We start from the raw sequence: 17,449 nt of genomic DNA, 5'->3' as shown, positions 1-17,449 counted from the left end.
GCCCCGGGCCGGCGTGCGGGCACGATCCCGCATCTCCGTACCGTTCCCCCTCCGTGGAGCACTCATGAGCATCAGCCATGCCCCACCCAGCTCTCCTGAACCGGATATTTCCGGTATATCCAAGTCCGACGGCGCAGGAACAGTCCCATCCGGCCACGGCTCTTCCGCCGCGAAGCCCGTCGGCGCCCAGTCCCCCGGCCTCCAGCCCGTCGTCCCCGCGTCCACCCGGCGCCTGCGCGTCCCGCGCTGGCTTCGCCGTACCGCGGGCCCGGTCCTGCTCCTCGTCCTGTGGCAACTCCTCAGCGCCACGGGAGTGCTGACCGCCGGCGTCCTCGCCTCGCCGGGCCGGATCGCCCAGGTCGGCTGGGACCTGGTCAGCGACGGTTCGCTGCCGTCGGCGATGGGGACCTCGCTGCGGCGCGTGGCGTTCGGGCTGCTGTTCGGGACCGTGACCGGCACCGGACTCGCCCTGGTCTCGGGGCTGTTCCGGATCGGCGAGGATCTGGTGGACGCGCCGGTGCAGATGCTGCGGACGGTGCCGTTCGTCGGTCTCATCCCGCTGTTCATCATCTGGTTCGGCATCGGCGAGGCCCCGAAGATCGCCATCATCACGCTCGGTGTGACCTTCCCGCTGTATCTCAACGTGTACGCCGGGATCCGCGGGGTGGACGCCCAACTCATCGAGGCCGGTGAGTCGTTGGGCCTGTCCCGATGGGGCCTCATACGGCATGTCGTGCTGCCGGGCGCGCTGCCCGGCGCGCTCACCGGACTGCGCTACTCGCTCGGCATCGCCTGGCTCGCGCTGGTCTTCGCCGAGCAGGTCAACGCCGACGCCGGCATCGGCTTCCTGATGGTGCAGGCCCGGGACTTCCTGCGCACCGACGTGATCGTCGTCTGCCTGATCGTCTACGCCTTCCTCGGCCTGCTCGCCGACTTCATCGTCCGCTTCCTCGAAAGGCTGCTGCTGCAATGGCGACCGACGTTCACCGGCCGGTGACCGAACACGCCGTCCACGTCGAGGGACTGACCCGCGCCTTCGACGGCCGTACCGTCATCGACGACCTCCGACTGGACATCGCCCCGGGCGAGTTCGTCGCCCTGCTCGGCCGCAGCGGCTGCGGCAAGTCGACGCTGCTGCGCATCCTGGCCGGCCTCGACCGCGACATCCAGGGCACCGCGCTGGTCCCGCGCCGCAGGGCCGTCGCCTTCCAGGCGCCCCGGCTCATGCCCTGGAAGAAGGTCTGGCGCAACGTGCTGCTCGGTCTGCCCGGCAAGCCGGAACGCGCCCTCGCCGATCGGGCGTTGGACGAGGTCGGCCTCGGCCACCGCGGGGACGCCTGGCCGAGGACCCTCTCCGGCGGCGAGGCGCAGCGCGCCTCCCTCGCCCGCGCCCTCGTGCGCGAACCCGATCTGCTGCTGCTCGACGAGCCGTTCGGCGCCCTCGACGCGCTCACCCGGATCAAGGCCCAGCGGCTGGTCGGGGAGTTGTGGCAGCGCCGTGGCTGCGCGGTGCTGCTGGTCACGCACGACGTGGAGGAGGCCGTGCTGCTCGCCGACCGGGTCCTGGTGATGGACGGCGGCCGTATCGCCCACGAGCAGCGCGTCGACCTCGACCGGCCGCGTGAGATCACCGACCCCCGCTTCGCCGGGCTCCGTGCCCGCCTGCTCGAACGGCTCGGCGTCAGCACCGCCGCCGAAGCCGCCTGAACCCCCTGGACTCCCGCACATGAACGGAACCGCCATGCGACGACGACTCGTCCCCGCCGCCCTGCTCCTCCCCCTCGCGCTCCTGCTCTCCGCCTGCGGCGGGAACTCGGCCGCCGACACGAGCACGGGCACCGGCTCGGGCACCGACGGAAAGGGGTCCGTCACGCTCGACGTCGGCGACCAGAAGGGCGGTTCGGAGGCTGTCCTGCGCGCCGCCGGTGAGCTGAAGAACCTGAACTACAGGATCAAGTGGTCGACGTTCACCTCCGGTCCGCCCCTGCTGGAGGCCGTCAACGCGGGCGCCGTCGACATCGGCGGCGTCGGCAACACCCCGCCCGTCTTCGCGGCAGGGGCGGGCTCGAAGATCTCCGTGGTGGCGGCCTGGCACGGCACTTCCAGGGGCGACGCGATCCTCGTGCCGAAGGGCTCCCGGCTGACCAGGACGGAGCAGCTGAAGGGCAGGTCAGTCGCCGTGGCCCAGGGTTCGTCGGCGCACTACCAGCTGGTCGCGTCCTTGAAGGCGGCCGGGCTGAGCCTGTCGGACGTCCACGTCAAGTACCTCCAGCCGGCCGACGCGCTCGCCGCGTTCACCTCCGGCAAGGTCGACGCCTGGGCGGTGTGGGACCCGTACACCTCGCAGATCCTCCAGGCGAAGCAGGGGCGCGTGCTGACCACCGGTGAGGGCGTCACCAACGGGCTCACCTTCCAGGTGGCCGCGCCGGCCGCCCTCAAGGACCCGAAGAAGGCCGCCGTCATCAAGGACTACCTCGACCGGCTGCGGCGGGCGACGGCCTGGGCCGACAACCATCAGCAGGCGTGGGCGAGGGTGTGGTCCAAGGACACCGGGCTGCCCTACGACGTGGCGCTCGCCTCCGTGCGGCGCACCAACTCCACCCGCGTCGCCGTCGCCGTCGACAAGCCGCTCGTCTCCTCCGAGCAGCAGATCGTCGACGCCTTCGCCGGGCTGAAGCTGATCCCGAAGAAGGTGGACTTCGGCGACTTCGTGGACACGCGGTACAACGGCGGCCTGCCGCCGTCGACGACACCGGCCAAGGGCTGAGAACCGGGCGCGGAGAGCCATGCTCGAGAAGAGGAGAACAGCGGCATGACCGTACGACTGCACTGGTTCCTGCCGACCGGAGGCGACGGCCGCACCCTGGTGGACCGGCACGCCTACGGCCCGGACGACGCCCGCAAGGCGACCGGGGTACGGGCGCCGGACATCGGGTACCTCGCGCAGATCGCCAAGGCCGCCGAGCGGCTGGGCTTCGAGGCGGTGCTGACGCCGACCGGCACCTGGTGCGAGGACGCCTGGCTGACCACGGCCGCCCTCGCGCAGCACACCGAGCGGCTGAAGTTCCTGGTGGCGTTCCGCCCCGGGCTGCTCTCGCCGACGCTGGCCGCGCAGATGGCGGCCACCTACCAGCGGGTGACGCGCGGGCGGCTGCTGCTCAATGTGGTGACCGGCGGCGACTCCGCGGAGCAGCGGCGTTTCGGCGACCATCTCGACCACGACAAGCGGTACGAGCGCACGGACGAGTTCCTGTCCGTCGTGCGCGGAGTGTGGCGCGGGGAGCCGTACGACTTCCACGGCGCCCACTACCAGGTCGAGGGCGGACTGACCGCGCTGCCGCCCGACCCGGTGCCGCAGCTGTTCTTCGGCGGTTCCTCGGCGGCGGCCGGGCCGGTGGCCGCCCGGCACGCGGATGTGTATCTGACCTGGGGCGAACCGCCGGACCAGGTCAAGGAGAAGATCGACTGGATCCGGTCGCTCGCGGAGCGCGAGGGGCGCACGGTGCGCTTCGGGATCCGCTTGCACACGATCTCCCGGGACTCCTCGGCGGAGGCCTGGGCGACGGCGGACCGGCTGCTCGACGATCTCGACGCCGACACCATCGCCGCCGCGCAGGCCGCGCTCGGCCGCAGCGAGTCGGTGGGGCAGCGGCGGATGCTCGAGCTGCACGGCGGCTCCCGGGACCGGCTGGAGATCCACCCCAACCTCTGGGCGGGGGTCGGTCTGGTCCGCGGTGGCGCCGGCACCGCACTGGTCGGCAGCCACGCCGAGGTCGCCGACCGCATCGAGGAGTACCACGCGCTCGGCGTCGAGCACTTCGTCCTCTCCGGATATCCCCATCTGGAGGAGGCGTACTGGTTCGGCGAGGGCGTCATCCCGGAGCTGTCCGCCCGCGGCCTGCTGGAGCCTGCGACGTACCCGGCGGCCGCGAACGGAAGCGGGCGCGCCGCGCCGCTGCTGGTGTCCAGTGGCCGTTGAGCCGGAGCCATCGGCTCCCGGATCCGGGGCCGCCGGATCCCGGTTTCCGGGAAGATCCACGCCCACGTCCCGGTTAGTAGAAAGGTGAACGAATCGCGTGAGGTCGAGGTCGTCGTCATCGGCGCCGGGCAGGCCGGGCTGTCCAGCGCCTTTCATCTGCGGCGCACCGGGTTCGAGCCGGGTCGTGACTTCGTGGTCCTCGATCACTCCCCCGCGCCGGGCGGAGCCTGGCAGTTCCGGTGGCCCTCGCTGACGTATGGCAAGGTGCACGGGATGCACGCGCTGCCCGGGATGGAGCTGACGGACGCCGATCCCGCGCGGCCCTCGGCGGAGGTGATCGGCGAGTACTTCGACCGGTACGAGCGCACCTTCGGCCTGCGCGTGCGCCGGCCCGTGGACGTGCGGGCGGTGCGCGAAGGAGCCGGGGGGCGGCTGCTCGTGGAGACCTCGGACGGCGCCTGGTCGGCGCGGGCGCTGATCAACGCGACCGGCACCTGGGACCGGCCGTTCTGGCCGCACTATCCCGGTCAGGAGACCTTCCGCGGGCGGCAGTTGCACACCGCGCAGTACGCCGGGCCGGAGGAGTTCGCCGGAAAGCGGGTCGTCGTCGTGGGCGGCGGCGCCTCGGGCACGCAGCACCTGCTGGAGCTGGCCCCGTACGCGGCCGCGACCACCTGGGTCACCCGGCGCCCTCCGGTGTTCCGCGAGGGACCGTTCGACGAGGAGGCGGGCCGTGCGGCCGTCGCGCTGGTCGAGGAGCGGGTGCGGCAGGGGCTTCCGCCGCGCAGTGTGGTCTCGGTCACCGGGCTGCCCCTGAACGACGCCATCCGGCAGGGGCTCGCGGACGGGGTCCTGGACCGGCAGCCGATGTTCGACCGGATCACTCCGGACGGCGTGGCGTGGGACGACGGCCGGCACGTCACCGCCGACGTCATCCTCTGGGCGACCGGGTTCCGGGCCGCACTGGACCACCTGCGTCCGCTGCGGCTGCGGGAACCGGGCGGCGGGATCCGGGTGGAGGGCACCCGGGTGGTGGCCGACCCGCGGGTCCATCTCGTCGGCTACGGCCCCTCGGCCAGCACCATCGGCGCCAACCGGGCCGGCCGCGCGGCCGTCCGGGACATCAGGCGGCTGCTGGCGCAGGACGAGCCGGTCGCCGCGTGACGTCCCGTCGGCTCAGCCCGCCGGGTCCGGCCGCGCGGCCGGACCCGGTTCCGGCGTCCGGTCCCGCCCCGTGCGCTGGTGGAGGGCGTTGAACTCCGCCACGTTGCGCAGGTGCGTCGCGTAGTCGGAGGTGAAGCGGGTGTCTCCCGGCCTGACCGTGACGAAGTACAGCCAGTCGCCCGGTGTCGGTTCGAGCGCGGCGCGCATCGCCTGCTCCCCGGGGTTGTCGATCGGTGTGGGCGGAAGGCCCGTGCGCTGATAGGAGTTGTAGGGGCTGTCGATGCGGGTGTCCTCCTGGCTGGTGCGGAGGGTGCTGCGGCTCAGCGCGTAGTTGATCGTCGAGTCCATCTGCAGCGGCATCCCGCGCTCCAGCCGGTTGTGGACGACCCGGGCGACCTTGCCCATGTCCGCCTCGGTCGCGGCCTCGGCCTGGACGATGCTGGCGATGGTGACGACCTGGTAGACCCGCATCGCGGTGCGCTGCGCCCCGGCCGCGACCGGTGCCGCCCCGAACCTGGCCTCGGCCGTGTCGACCATGGACCGCAGCACGGACTCGGGCGTCGCTCCCTTCCGCAGGGGATAGGTCGCCGGGAAGAGATAGCCCTCCGGGTTGCCCGCGGCGTCCCTCGGCAGCTTCAGTCCGGCCCTTCCGACGGACGTGCGCGTGCTTCCGTCAGGCAGTCCGAGGGCCCGGTCGATCGCGTCGTACACCTGCCCGGCGCGCCAGCCCTCCGGGACGACCAGGGTGGCGGTCCGCTCCTGCCCGGATCCGCCGTTCAGCGCCAGCAGCGGCATCGCCACGGCGGTGCCGGTCGCGACGGCGCCGGCCACGACGAGGGAAAGCCTGCCCCGGCGTGTCGGCCGGATCCTGCTCCGCGGCGGAATCTTGGTACGCATGCCGGAACGGTAATACGCATATCGCATCAATTCCGGCATCTCTTCGGCTTGTCGGCCCCGGGGTCGGCTCGCCGGTCCCCCCTCGGCACACCTCTGCGCCCGCGTTCAGCTCGTCGGTTCCAGTTGTGCGTCCCGGCGCACCAGCGCGGCGTACCGCCCGTCCCGTTCCAGCAGTTCCTCGTGGCTGCCGCGTTCGGCCACGCGTCCGGACTCGAGGACCACGATCTGGTCGGCGCTGCGGATCGTGGACAGGCGGTGGGCGATGGTGATCGTCGTCCGGTCGGCCGACAGGGCGTCGATCGCCTCCTGGACGGCGGCCTCGGTGCGGGTGTCGAGGGCGCTGGTCGCCTCGTCCAGGATGAGGACCGGCGGATCGCGCAGGATGGTGCGGGCGATCGCGAGGCGCTGCTTCTCGCCGCCGGAGAAGCGGTGGCCGCGTTCGCCGACCACCGTGTCGTAGCCGTCCGGCAGCGCGGCGATGTGGCCGTGGATCTGGGCGGCTCTGGCCGCGGCCCGCAGTTCCTCGTCGGTGGCGTCCGGCTTGGCGAAGCGGAGGTTGTCGGCGACCGAGGCATGGAAGAGGTACGTCTCCTGCGAGACGACGCCGACCGCGCGGGCCAGGGTGCCGAAGTCCAGGTCCCGGACGTCGACGCCGTCCAGGGTGACGCGGCCGCCGGTGACGTCGTAGAGCCGGGGCACCAGATAGCCGAGCGTGGACTTGCCGGCGCCGGTCGGGCCGACGACGGCGAGGCTGCCGCCGGCGGGCACGGTGATGTCGATGCCGTCGAGGACGGGGCGCGCCGTGTCGCCGTTGTCGTAGCGGAACTCGACGTTCTCGAAGCGGACTTCGCCCTTGATCTGGTCGAGGTGGACCGGCTTGTCCCGCTCGGTGATGTCGATGGGCAGGTCGAGGTACTCGAAGATGCGCTGGAAGAGCGCGAGGGAGGTCTGGATCTGGACGCCGGTGGCGAGCAGGCTCACGGCCGGACGGAACAGGCCCTGCTGGAGCGAGACGAAGGCGACGATGGTGCCGAGCGAGACCTTGGGGCCGCCGAACTGCAGGGCCAGGCCCGCCGTCCAGTAGATGACGGCGGGCATCGCGGCCATGACGATGGTGATCACGGCCATGCGCCAGCGCCCGGCCATGTTCGACCTCACTTCCAGGTCGACCAGTCGCTCGGACTCCTCGGCGAAGGACGCGGTGAGCGAGTCGGAGCGGCCCATGGTGCGGCCGAGCAGGATGCCGCTGACCGAGAGCGACTCGGTGACGGTGGCCGCCATGGCGGCCATCTGCTTCTGCCGCTGTGTGGTGATCTTCTTGCGTTCGTTCCCGACGCGGCGGCTGATCCACACGAAAACCGGCAGCAGGAGCAGCGAGACGGCCGTGAGCCGCCAGTCGAGGGCGACCATCGCGACGATCGTGGCGACGACGCTGGTGGCGTTGGAGACCAGGGAGGTGGCGGTGGAGGTGACGGTGGCCTGCATGCCGCCGATGTCGTTGGCGATCCGGGACTGCACCTCGCCGGTGCGCGTGCGCGTGAAGAACGCGAGGGACATGCGCTGCAGCCGGCCGTAGACGGCGGTGCGCAGGTCGTGCATGACGCGCTGGCCGACGGTGGTCGAGATCAGAGTCTGGAGCACGCCGAAGACGCTGGAGAGGACGGCGCTGAGGATCATGCCGAGGACGAGCAGGCTCAGCAGGCCGGTGCGGCCGTGCGGGATCGCGACGTCCAGGGTCTCCTTGAGCAGGAACGGCGTGGCCACCGACACCAGCGAGGAGGCGCCGACCAGCAGGCCGACGATCGCGAGCCGCCCGCGGTAGGGACGGAAGAGTTTCAGGATGCGGCGCACCTGCCGGGGCTGTTCCTTGGCGTCGGCAGGCGGGGTCCAGGACGGTGCGCGGTCGGGATGCATGGGCTCCTACGGAGGTGAACGGGCGCCGGCCGGAGGCCGGCCGACGATGGCGAACGGATCGTAGCTCATTGTTACCTATACTCACAATGAACGGCATCCTGATATTGTTCCCGCATGACCACCTCAGATTCCGACGGCCTGCTCGCCGAGCAGTTGCTGCGGCTGACCCGCCGGGTGCACCGCATCCAGAAACGCCATCTGGAACGGAACGACGTGGGGGTCACCCCGGCCCAGTCCCGGCTGCTGCGCACGCTGGCGCACTACGCCTCGCCCCCGCGCATGGCCGATCTCGCCGAGCGCCTGGAAGTGGTGCCCCGCGCGGTGACGACGCTGGTCGACGGGCTGGAGGCGAGCGGGAAGGTACGGCGGGTGCCGGATCCCGCGAACCGGCGGGTGACCCGGATCGAGCTGACGGACGAGGGCCGTGCGACCCTGCGCGAGCTGCGCGGCGCCCGCCGCTCGGCGGCCGAGGAGATCCTCGCGCCGCTGACCGAGAAGGAGCGCCAGGTGCTCGGCGTCCTGCTGGAGACCCTGATCGAAGGGGACGGCGGAAAGAGCTGCTGAACCGCGGCGGGCCGCGCACCATCCGGTGCACGGCCCGCCGTCGTGCGGGCGACGCGCTCGCGCACTCGTCACGACTGTGCCGCTCGCAGCGCGCACCGCACCCTCCCCACGGCCGTGCTCAGCAGCGCTCGCGGTCCTCCGTCAGCACTCCTTGGACCGTGGTCAGCGAACGGTCGTAACAGCCGCCGGAGCCGTCCAGCCGGTAACGCTCGCTCGATGTGCCGACCGCGTGCCGCTGGTCGCGCGGAACGTTGACGGTGTAGGCGGCGTCACCGCTGTAGGTGTCGTCGAGCCGCGACCAGGCGCTGCGCCGGCCGTCCCGGAGTTCCACGAACGACGCGCGGTCGCCGAGGGTCAGCACGGTGCGCAGCCGGTCGTCCGCGCCGATGGTCGTCGCGCCGTTCATGGTGTACGTCCGGTGGGTGCGCGTCGTTCGCGCCGGGCCGTCTCCTCCGACAGCGACCGTCTGGTCGTCGGTCCAGGTCGCGTCGAGTCCGTCCGTGTTCTCGCCGTCCGTCCAGCGGTGGACGGAGGTGTCGGCGAGCGTCCGGGTGACGGTGGTGGTCACGCGGCCGTGCGAGGTGTCGAGGTATCCGGAGACGGTGAGCCGGTGTCCGGCCCGGGTGTCGGCACGGTTCTGCGAACCGGGCGTGTAGACCGAAGTGTTCGCGATGTCCGTGGCCCTGTCCTCGGTCAGCGCTCCCGTCAGCTGCGCGCGGTGGGAGTCCTGCCAGACCAGGACGTTCACCGGCGCGCTCCAGCCCGACTGCCCCGCGGGCACGCCGACGACGGAGACGTCGACGCGGTGCGGGCGGCCGTCGTCGAGCAGGCCCGCGAAGGGCGTGAGGTCGTAGGTGATCGGCCGGACGTCGAAGGCGCCCGGCGCCGGGATCACGTACCAGAGGAACGGGTTGGACCAGCCGCCGGTCCAGACGTTCGGGAACGGCGCGGCGATTCCGGCGAGGTGCCCGTCGACCTTGATCTGCACCTCGCGGTAGGGCCCGTGGTCGGCCTTGCAGGAGTACGACGCCGGATCGGCCACGGTCAGATACCAGAACTCCTCGCAGCCGCCGCCGGAGCCGGTCGCGTAGACCTCGGCGAGGATCCGCTCGCTGTTGCGCGGCGCGGTGAGCGTCGTGCCGCCGGGCGTGCCGGCAAGGGTGAGCACCCGGTCGGGGGTCGGCTCCGCCGGGCGGCCCGTGTAGAAGGTGAGCGTGACGTGCACGTCGATCACGCCGGTGTAGGTGTCGTCGACGACGTTGCCGATCAGCATCTCGACGTCCTGCGGGCTGCGGAACGTGTCGCTGTAGCGGGTGACGTCCTTCTCGACGTGCCACTCGATGCCGTCCGGCGAGGGCTCCGGGGTGGAGGTGCGCAGGATCTCGACCGCGCCCACGTGCAGATAGCCCAGGCGGTCGTACTGACGGCCCTTCACCTTGCCGTCGAGCCGCAGGACGACCTTGCTCCAGTGGTCGCCGCAGCCCTGGGGCGGGGTGTACGCGCCCCGGTACGGGGTGAAGTCGCGGAACCGGGCGTCGGCGAGGGTGACCTGGCAGGACCTGGTGGGCGGCCGGTCGACGGGCGGCGCCGCCGTGACCGGGTCGTGCCAGTCGGTGCCGAACTCGGCCGGGACGTCAGCCGCTTGGACCGCGGCGGCTCCCGTGCCGAAGAGCGCGCTTGCCAGGAGGATCGCTCCGGCAAGCATGGACATGACCATCCGTCTTCTCATGGCCGGTGTTCTACGGGGAGTCGGGACCGGCCGCAATGACACCTCCGTCTCAAGGGCGCGATCGGGCCCGGCCGGGCCGCGCGCGTCCGGCGTCTGCGCGCCCGCGCCGCCGGCCGTGGAAGCCCCCGGCGGTGGCGACGTCCGTGCGTCAGACGCGCAGTTCCGCCCGGTCGCCCATCACCGCCACCGGATGCCGGGCCGGGTCGAGGGTGCGCAGCAGGAACTCCATGGCGTCCTTGGCCAGGCTGACGCACGCGGACGTGCCGTCCCCGTGGTCGAGGTGCAGCCAGATGCCACCGCCCTTGTCGTCGCCCTCGGGGCGGGTGGCGTCGTGGGGCGGGGTGCCCGGGACACGGTTGTAGTCGATGGCGATGACGTAGTCGAAGTCGTGCTGATGCGCCTCGCCCCAGTCGTTCGGCGGCGCGTAGGCCTCCTCGTCCTGGTCGTACGGCAGCCTGGTCCCGGGGTCGGCGAGCACACCGCCTGCGTCGGAGAGACCGAACACGCCGACGGGGCTGCGCTCGTCACCCAGATGATGGTCCGTGGTCCAGCCGTTGCGCCCGTTGTGCGTGGGCCACCGGGCCACCGGCCGCCACCGCGCGCCCTCCCGTGTGTACAGCACGGCGGTGGAGTCGGGCGAGTCCTCGCCTTGGCCGTACACCGCGAGGACCTGGCCGGAGTCACGGGGGATCTCCTGCAGCAGCCGGTCACCGATGCCCGGGATGCGCGTCGGGTCGGCGGTGGGTGCGGTCCGCGCCGCCGGGCTCCCGGGGACCTGGCCGCGCGGGCCCTCCCCGCCGGTGCGAGCGGGTCCGGACGCCTGACCGCCGCACGCCGGCACAGTGGCCAGCAGAGCCCCAAAAGCCGTCACCGCAACCGTCATTCGCCGCACACCGTGGATCTTCACCCGGTCATCCTCGCATCACGTACCGGGCGATTATGAGATCTTCCAGACATTCGGGTGACGCCCCTCGTGCGTGCGGTCGGCCGGCTGGACACCTGACCGGTGAGGCCCGGCCGGGGCGCCCGCGACGGCGCCGGAGGCGGTCACCGGTGGCGGGAAGCGGGGGAACCTCGGCCACCGACGGGAAAAACCGTTTGAAATTCACCACCCAGCGAGGCGAACCTTTCACAGCCTGTCACCGCTTCTCGCCCCACCTCCTTCCCCACTCCGCTCTCTTCCTCCCCTCTCCTTCCTGTTCCCGCCCTGACACGAGCCACTGGGACGCCATGCAGATTCAAGACCTTCCGTACGCCGATCCGGGCGTCCCGGACGCACGTTCGGGCCCCCGGTTCCTGTGGTGGCTCTGGCGGAACCAGCTGGGCGGACAGCTGAAGTCGCTCGCCTGGGGCCTGCTGCACTTCGTCTCCGTCTCGGCCCTGCCCTTCTGCGTCGGCCTCGCCGTCCAGGCGGTGGTCGAGCGCTCCGGCACCCGGCTCGCCCTGACGGGGGGTCTGATGCTGCTGTGCGGCACGGGCATCGCCCTCGGCGACACCTTCCTGCACCGGGCCGCCGTGACCAACTGGATCACGGCGGCCGCCCGCGTCCAGCAACTGCTGGCCCGCAAGGCCGCCGAGCTGGGCTCCGCCCTGACCCGGAGGGTCGCCGCGGGCGAGGTGGTGGCGGTCTCCACCGGCGACGTCGAGAAGATCGGGTGGTTCGTGGAAGCGGTCTCCCGGTTCACCGCGGCCGCCCTGACGGTCGTCGTGGTCGGCGTCGGACTGCTCGTCTACCAGCCCGCCCTGGGAATCGTCGTCGCCGTCGGACTGCCCGTCGTGGCGGTCGCGGTGCTGCCGCTGCTGCCCCGGGCCACGCGCCGCGCCGACGTGCAGCGCGAGAAGGCGGGCCGGGCCACCGAGCTGGCCTCGGACACGGTCGCCGGGCTGCGGGTGCTGCGCGGCATCGGCGGCGAGGAACTGTTCCTCGACCGCTACCGCCGCGCCTCGCAGGAGGTGCGGCACGCCGCGGTGCGCAGCGCCCGGATGTGGTCGCTGATCTCCGCCGTCCAGGTACTGCTGCCCGGGCTGCTGCTCATCGCCGTCGTCTGGCACGGCATCGACCTGGCCCGCCAGGGCCGGATCACCGTCGGTGAACTCGTCACCGTCTACAGCGCGGTGATGGTGCTGAACTATCCGCTGCGCCACTTCGAAGAGATCGCGATGGCCTACTCCTTCTCCCGGCCCTCGGCCAAACGGGCGGCCCGCGTGCTGTCGCTGCAGCGGTCCACGGCCACCGGGGGCACCCGCGAGGCGGAGGTGCCGGGCGGCGACCTGTACGACCCCGTGACCGGTCTGCTCGCGCCGGCCGGCCGTCTCACCGCCGTGGTCTGCGGCGATCCGGACGCGGCGGGCAGGCTCGCGGAGCGGCTGGGCGGCCACCCGACCGAGCCGGGCCGTTCGGTGCTGCTCGGCGGAGTCGCCCTGGACGGACTCCCCCTGGACGGCGCCCGCACCGCCGTCCTCGTCCAGGACAAGGACCCGGTCCTGCTGTCCGGCACGCTGCGCGACCTGCTCGACGTGCCCTCCTCGGGAGCCGTGCGCGCCACGGACGCGCTGGCCGCGGCGCAGTGCGACGACGTGCTGGAGGCGCTCGTCCAGGGAGCACCGGCCGCCGCCGACCCGATGGACGCCCATATCACCGAGCGCGGGCGCTCCCTGTCCGGCGGGCAGCGCCAGCGACTCGCGCTGGCCCGGTCACTGGTCACGGATCCCGGGGTGCTGGTGCTGGACGAGCCCACCTCCGCGGTCGACTCGCACACCGAGGCGCGGATCGCGGACGGACTGCGCCGGGTGCGCTCGGGACGTACGACCGTGGTGTTCACCTCCTCGCCGCTGCTGCTCGACCGCGCGGACCGCGTCGTCCTGGTCCACGACGGCGAGGCGGTGGCGGTCGGCGAACACCGCGACCTGCTCGACAGCGAACCGCGGTACCGGGCCGTGGTCACCCGGGAGACCGACGAGGAACTGGCGGCGGCCGACGAGGGCGCCCTGGTCGGCGCGCGCCAGGAACGCGAAGCGATGGAGGAGAGCGCATGATCGGCGTTGCGCCACCGGCGTACGATCCGGCGGCCCCGACGACCGCCACCACCCTGCCCGTCGGCAAGGCCGCGACCGTGCGCGCCTACGTCGCCGAGCTGTTCCGCCGGCACCGCCGGGCGTTCCTGCTGCTCATCGGCGTCAACACGGTCGCAGTGATCGCCTCCATGGTGGGTCCGTACCTGCTCGGCGGCCTGGTCGAGCGGGTGTCCGACCGGTCGAGGGAGCTTCATCTGGGCCCGACTGCAGCCCTGTTCGTGCTCGCGCTGGCCATACAGGCGGTGTTCACCCGGCAGGTGCGGCTGCGCGGCGCGATGCTCGGCGAGCGGATGCTGGCCGACCTGCGCGAGGACTTCCTGGTGCGGTCGGTCGGATTGCCGCCGGGCGTGCTCGAACGGGCCGGCACCGGCGATCTGCTCTCCCGCATCACCACCGACATCGACCGCTTGGCCAACGCCATGCGTGAGGCCGTGCCGCAGCTGGCCATCGGCGTGGTGTGGGCTCTGCTGCTGCTCGGCGGGCTCGTCGTCACGGCGCCCCCGCTGGCGGCCGCCGTGCTGCTCGCCGTGCCGGTGCTGGTGGCCGGGTGCCGCTGGTACTTCAAGCGGGCGCCCTCTGCCTACCGCTCCGAGGCCGCCGGGTACGCCGCCGTCGCCGCCGCGCTCGCCGAGACGGTGGACGCGGGCCGCACCATCGAGGCGCACCGGCTCGGGGACCGGCGGGTCACCCTCTCGGAGCGGCGGATCAAGCAGTGGACCGCCTGGGAGCGGTACACGCTCTGGCTGCGGTCCGTGCTCTTCCCGGTCATCAACGCCGTCCACGTCATCGTGCTCGGTTCGGTCCTCATGGTCGGCGGGGTGTTCGTCCTGCGCGGCTGGATCGGGGTCGGGCAGCTGACCACGGGCGCGCTCATCGCGCAGATGCTCGTCGACCCGGTGAACCTGATCCTGCGCTGGTACGACGAGGTGCAGGTGGCCCAGGTCTCGCTCGCCCGCCTGGTCGGTGTGCGGGAGATCGAACCGGACGCCGGAGACGCCTCGCTGGCGCCGGCCGGGCGGGACGTGCACGCCGACCGGGTCCGCTTCGGCTACCGGGAGGGCGTCGACGTGCTGCGCACGGTGTCCCTGGAGGTGGCCCCGGGCACCCGGCTGGCCCTGGTCGGCCCCTCGGGCGCGGGCAAGTCCACCCTGGGCAGGCTGCTCGCCGGGATCTACGCACCCCGGGAGGGCCTCATCACCCTGGGCGGCGCGGAGCTGTCCCGGATGCCGGCGGAACGCGTCCGCTCGCACGTCGCCCTGGTCAACCAGGAACACCATGTCTTCGTCGGCTCCCTGCGCGACAACCTGCTGCTGGCCCGCACCGCGGCCTCGGACGCCGAGCTGTGGGCTGCGCTGGACGCGGTCGACGCGGACGGCTGGGCACGGGCCCTGGACGACGGCCTGGACACCGAGGTCGGCTCGGGAGGGCTGGCGCTGACCCCGGCGCAGGCCCAGCAGATCGCGCTGGCCCGGCTCGTCCTCGCCGACCCGCACACGCTGGTCCTCGACGAGGCGACCTCGCTTCTCGACCCGCGCGCGGCCCGGCACCTGGAACGCTCCCTGGCCCGTGTCCTGGATGGCCGCACCGTGGTCGCCATCGCCCACCGCCTGCACACCGCGCACGACGCCGATGTGATCGCCGTCGTGGAAAGCGGCCGCATCAGCGAGCTGGGCAGCCATGACGAACTGGTCGCGGCGGACGGCGCGTACGCGGCGCTGTGGCGGTCCTGGCACGGCTGAGGCTCCGGCGAAGCCGGATGACCGGCACCCAGGCGCCGCACCGCCCGCTCACCCCGGCCCCCGGCATCCGGACCGGTCACGGGGCGGGCGTTCTCGGCGAGGCCTGCCGGCGCCCCCGACGGCGGGGCACCGGCTGGGCCTGCCGGCGCTCCCGACGGCGGGATTGCGGCCGGACCTGCCGGTGCTCCCGACGGCGGGATTGCGGCCGGGCCTGCCGGCGCCACGGGCAGACGGGCCGCGCGCCCCGGGCCGGGGAAGCCGGATCCGGCGGCGTTGCGGACGGACGGGGAAGACGGGCCGTGCCCGGCAAGCACGAAGGCGCGTCCGCCGGTGCTTCGGGCCGCCAGGTCATGGCGCGGGCGCCCAGGAGGCATGCGGTGGCGCCGACGTCCCGGCCCGGGAAGCGGCCCGCGTTCGTGCCGATGTCCCGGCCCGGGGAGCCGCCCGCCTTCGTTCCGGTGTCCCGGCCCCGGCGATGACCCGCGCTCGTGCCGTTGCGCGGTCCCGACCGGGGGTGGAAGTCTGGAGAACGGCACGGGCTTGGGGAACGCCCCGCAGCCGCCCGGTTCGCGGCGTGTGACACCCGGGCCACACGTGCCGGCGACCCACCGCCGCTCAGGGTGGCGCACGGCCGTCCTCACCACCTGGAGGTACTCGTGGACAGCGTCGACGGCTGGGGGGACGACGTCTACCAGCCCGATCCCGATCCCATGGATGTCCGGGAGGACACGGGTGTGCTCGACGCCGAGGACACACTGGAATACGACGGCGTCGACGATCCGCTCGACCGCGGCTGGTCCCCTCCCGAGCGTCCCTGGGCGGTGAACCACGTCGGGGTGACGGCGGCCGAGCGCCAGGCGGGCGAGACCCTCGACCAGCGGCTCGCCGAGGAACTGCCCGATGCGGCCGCCCCTGACGGCGACGACATCGGCGACCACGACACCGACGGGGAACTGCTCGACAACGAGGTCGGCAACCGCCGCTCCGGCCGGCTGGTGGCCCCGGACGAGGGCGCGCACGAGGACGAGGAACCCGCCCTCGTCGCCACCGACGTCGGCATCGACGGCGCCGCCGCCTCCGCCGAGGAGGCCGCGATGCACGTCGTCGACGAGGACTCCCTGCCCGGCTGACCCGCACTGACCCTGCCCGCACGCCCCGGACCAGGAGCCGCCATGCAGCAGGACAAGCACCCCGACTACCACCCCGTGGTCTTCCGTGACCGCGCCGCCGGCTACGCGTTCCTCACCCGGTCCACCGCGCAGAGCGAGCAGACCATCGAGTGGGACGACGGGAAGAGCTACCCGGTGATCGACGTGGAGATCTCCTCGGAGAGCCACCCCTTCTACACCGGCAAGGCCCGCACGGTCGACTCCGAGGGCCGTGTCGCCCGCTTCGAGCGCCGGTACGGCGGGGCCGGGGCCGGCGAGACCACCTGATCCGCAGCCCGGCCGGCCGCTGCGCACCGCCGCCTCAGATCACGTTGAGCGCCGCCGCGCAGCCCATCCCGCCGAGCAGCATGAACACGGGCATCAGCACCTTCAGCTCCACCCAGCTCCCGGCGCGGAAGCGCATCGCCTTCGGCGGGCCCACGGGGTACCAGCGCTTGCGGCCCACGGGGATGGGCCACAGGATCGGGCAGCCCGAGACCGTCAGGGCGTCCCCGATGTCGTGCACCAGCGCGCCGAGCACGATCGGCAGCCCCAGCCACAGGTACTCCTGGCCCGGGGCGGTGAACAGCCAGTCGGAGCCGTTGCCCGGCTTGTCCAGGACGCCCGCGAGGATCCACGCGGTGGCCGCCGCCAGCAGCCAGACCAGGACGTCGCTGCTGGAGCCGCGCGCCGCCCGCCACAGCAGGCCCTCGATCGCCAGCACCATGTGCACGAACAGGATCGCCAGCACCGCCCAGCGGCCCCCCGCGATCGCCAGCGCCGAGCAGCCGGCGCCGATCAGCACCGCCCACACCCAGGTGTGCGTCAGCGTGCGGTGCCCTCCGGAGCGACGCGGGTCGCCCTTCATCCGGGTCGCCTTGTAGACGCCGTACGACAGCTTGTCGACGATCTCGCAGATCCAGCGGGAGAGCGGCCCGAAGGCACGGGAGATCGTGGCCGCCTTGTGGTCGAGGTCCGGGGCGAGCGCGGCACCGGCACAGATCAGAGCGCCGGACAGGAGGACCGGCCAGGGCATCGGATGCCCTGCCGCGGCGGCGGCCGCTCCGACCCCGAGCCAGGCCGCGGCCCCCGACAGTGAGTGTGCTGGTCCCATCATGGCCGCTTCCCGCCCCATTCCTCGTGTACCGCTGTCCAGTTGACCTGGTGCGCCGACCTTGCGCCGGCGCCACAGCGTAGCTGCCGCGATCTTCGTGCCCGCAGCCGATTCCCCTCTCGGGGA

At 72.7% G+C, this 17,449-nt stretch carries 15 protein-coding genes; 10 read left to right on the top strand and 5 right to left on the bottom strand.

Annotation, left to right across the window (positions count from 1 at the left end):
- The first annotated feature begins 64 nt into the window (after positions 1-64).
- The 5 genes from OG956_RS31830 to OG956_RS31810 all read left to right on the top strand — a co-directional run bounded on the left by OG956_RS31830 (position 65) and on the right by OG956_RS31810 (position 5,143).
- Positions 65-997 carry an ABC transporter permease gene (locus tag OG956_RS31830; protein ID WP_330341462.1) on the top strand — a complete coding sequence of 311 codons (933 nt, stop codon included), beginning with the start codon at positions 65-67 and terminating at the stop codon, positions 995-997.
- Complete coding sequence (locus OG956_RS31825) at positions 970-1,707, top strand: ABC transporter ATP-binding protein (protein WP_330341461.1); 738 nt, start codon at positions 970-972, stop codon at positions 1,705-1,707. The genes OG956_RS31830 and OG956_RS31825 overlap by 28 nt, the downstream gene beginning before the upstream one ends.
- A 34-nt stretch (positions 1,708-1,741) precedes the next feature.
- A complete protein-coding gene (locus tag OG956_RS31820) occupies positions 1,742-2,767 on the top strand; it encodes an ABC transporter substrate-binding protein (RefSeq protein WP_330341460.1) in 1,026 nt (341 codons plus the stop codon).
- 45 nt (positions 2,768-2,812) lie between these two features.
- Positions 2,813-3,979 carry an LLM class flavin-dependent oxidoreductase gene (locus OG956_RS31815; protein ID WP_330341459.1) on the top strand — a complete coding sequence of 389 codons (1,167 nt, stop codon included), beginning with the start codon at positions 2,813-2,815 and terminating at the stop codon, positions 3,977-3,979.
- 84 nt (positions 3,980-4,063) lie between these two features.
- Positions 4,064-5,143, top strand: a complete 1,080-nt coding sequence (locus tag OG956_RS31810) for an NAD(P)-binding domain-containing protein (RefSeq protein ID WP_330341458.1) — start codon at positions 4,064-4,066, stop codon at positions 5,141-5,143.
- A 12-nt stretch (positions 5,144-5,155) separates the two neighbouring features.
- On the opposite strand, the gene mltG is transcribed toward OG956_RS31810, so the two are convergent.
- Both mltG and OG956_RS31800 read right to left on the bottom strand, forming a co-directional pair.
- Positions 5,156-6,040, bottom strand: coding sequence for an endolytic transglycosylase MltG (gene mltG / locus OG956_RS31805; RefSeq protein WP_330341457.1), 885 nt, complete (start codon positions 6,038-6,040; stop codon positions 5,156-5,158).
- 105 nt (positions 6,041-6,145) lie between these two features.
- On the bottom strand, positions 6,146-7,954 hold the full coding sequence (locus OG956_RS31800) for an ABC transporter ATP-binding protein (RefSeq protein ID WP_330341456.1): 1,809 nt from the start codon (positions 7,952-7,954) through the stop codon (positions 6,146-6,148).
- Positions 7,955-8,068: 114 nt separating this feature from the next.
- On the opposite strand from OG956_RS31800, the gene OG956_RS31795 reads away from it, so the two are divergent.
- Positions 8,069-8,518, top strand: a complete 450-nt coding sequence (locus tag OG956_RS31795; protein WP_330341455.1) for a MarR family winged helix-turn-helix transcriptional regulator — start codon at positions 8,069-8,071, stop codon at positions 8,516-8,518.
- Between the two features lie 118 nt (positions 8,519-8,636).
- Here OG956_RS31795 and OG956_RS31790 read toward each other — a convergent pair whose 3' ends face one another.
- Positions 8,637-10,247, bottom strand: coding sequence for a peptide-N4-asparagine amidase (locus OG956_RS31790; RefSeq protein ID WP_330341454.1), 1,611 nt, complete (start codon positions 10,245-10,247; stop codon positions 8,637-8,639).
- 148 nt (positions 10,248-10,395) lie between these two features.
- Entirely contained in the window at positions 10,396-11,130 is a 735-nt protein-coding gene (locus OG956_RS31785; RefSeq protein WP_443065628.1) for a hypothetical protein, read from the bottom strand.
- 347 nt (positions 11,131-11,477) lie between these two features.
- Here OG956_RS31785 and OG956_RS31780 point away from each other — a divergent pair, with 347 nt between their 5' ends.
- The 4 genes from OG956_RS31780 to OG956_RS31765 all read left to right on the top strand — a co-directional run bounded on the left by OG956_RS31780 (position 11,478) and on the right by OG956_RS31765 (position 16,497).
- Positions 11,478-13,283 carry an ABC transporter ATP-binding protein gene (locus OG956_RS31780; RefSeq protein ID WP_330341452.1) on the top strand — a complete coding sequence of 602 codons (1,806 nt, stop codon included), beginning with the start codon at positions 11,478-11,480 and terminating at the stop codon, positions 13,281-13,283.
- A complete protein-coding gene (locus OG956_RS31775; protein ID WP_330341451.1) occupies positions 13,280-15,061 on the top strand; it encodes an ABC transporter ATP-binding protein in 1,782 nt (593 codons plus the stop codon). Before OG956_RS31780 ends, OG956_RS31775 begins: the two co-directional genes overlap by 4 nt.
- A gap of 656 nt (positions 15,062-15,717) precedes the next feature.
- Complete coding sequence (locus tag OG956_RS31770) at positions 15,718-16,191, top strand: DUF5709 domain-containing protein (protein WP_330341450.1); 474 nt, start codon at positions 15,718-15,720, stop codon at positions 16,189-16,191.
- A 42-nt stretch (positions 16,192-16,233) separates the two neighbouring features.
- A complete protein-coding gene (locus OG956_RS31765; RefSeq protein ID WP_330341449.1) occupies positions 16,234-16,497 on the top strand; it encodes a type B 50S ribosomal protein L31 in 264 nt (87 codons plus the stop codon).
- A 34-nt stretch (positions 16,498-16,531) separates the two neighbouring features.
- On the opposite strand, the gene OG956_RS31760 is transcribed toward OG956_RS31765, so the two are convergent.
- On the bottom strand, positions 16,532-17,326 hold the full coding sequence (locus OG956_RS31760; RefSeq protein WP_330341448.1) for a metal-dependent hydrolase: 795 nt from the start codon (positions 17,324-17,326) through the stop codon (positions 16,532-16,534).
- Between the last annotated feature and the right edge of the window lie 123 nt (positions 17,327-17,449).

The organism is Streptomyces sp. NBC_00557 (assembly GCF_036345995.1).
Classification (GTDB): Bacteria; Actinomycetota; Actinomycetes; order Streptomycetales; family Streptomycetaceae; genus Streptomyces.
The sequence above is the reverse complement of the archived record's forward strand: the minus strand, read 5'-3'. Positions and strand labels throughout refer to the sequence as shown.

Excerpts from the sequence above, each read along its gene's own strand:
- OG956_RS31830 (WP_330341462.1), top strand. The coding sequence starts at position 65 with ATGAGCATCAGCCATGCCCCACCCAGCTCTCCTGAACCGGATATTTCC.
- OG956_RS31825 (WP_330341461.1), top strand. The coding sequence starts at position 970 with ATGGCGACCGACGTTCACCGGCCGGTGACCGAACACGCCGTCCACGTC.
- OG956_RS31820 (WP_330341460.1), top strand. The coding sequence starts at position 1,742 with ATGCGACGACGACTCGTCCCCGCCGCCCTGCTCCTCCCCCTCGCGCTC.
- OG956_RS31815 (WP_330341459.1), top strand. The coding sequence starts at position 2,813 with ATGACCGTACGACTGCACTGGTTCCTGCCGACCGGAGGCGACGGCCGC.
- mltG (WP_330341457.1), bottom strand. The coding sequence starts at position 6,040 with ATGCGTACCAAGATTCCGCCGCGGAGCAGGATCCGGCCGACACGCCGG.
- OG956_RS31800 (WP_330341456.1), bottom strand. The coding sequence starts at position 7,954 with ATGCATCCCGACCGCGCACCGTCCTGGACCCCGCCTGCCGACGCCAAG.
- OG956_RS31795 (WP_330341455.1), top strand. The coding sequence starts at position 8,069 with ATGACCACCTCAGATTCCGACGGCCTGCTCGCCGAGCAGTTGCTGCGG.
- OG956_RS31790 (WP_330341454.1), bottom strand. The coding sequence starts at position 10,247 with ATGAGAAGACGGATGGTCATGTCCATGCTTGCCGGAGCGATCCTCCTG.
- OG956_RS31785 (WP_443065628.1), bottom strand. The coding sequence starts at position 11,130 with ATGACGGTTGCGGTGACGGCTTTTGGGGCTCTGCTGGCCACTGTGCCG.
- OG956_RS31780 (WP_330341452.1), top strand. The coding sequence starts at position 11,478 with ATGCAGATTCAAGACCTTCCGTACGCCGATCCGGGCGTCCCGGACGCA.
- OG956_RS31775 (WP_330341451.1), top strand. The coding sequence starts at position 13,280 with ATGATCGGCGTTGCGCCACCGGCGTACGATCCGGCGGCCCCGACGACC.
- OG956_RS31765 (WP_330341449.1), top strand. The coding sequence starts at position 16,234 with ATGCAGCAGGACAAGCACCCCGACTACCACCCCGTGGTCTTCCGTGAC.
- OG956_RS31760 (WP_330341448.1), bottom strand. The coding sequence starts at position 17,326 with ATGATGGGACCAGCACACTCACTGTCGGGGGCCGCGGCCTGGCTCGGG.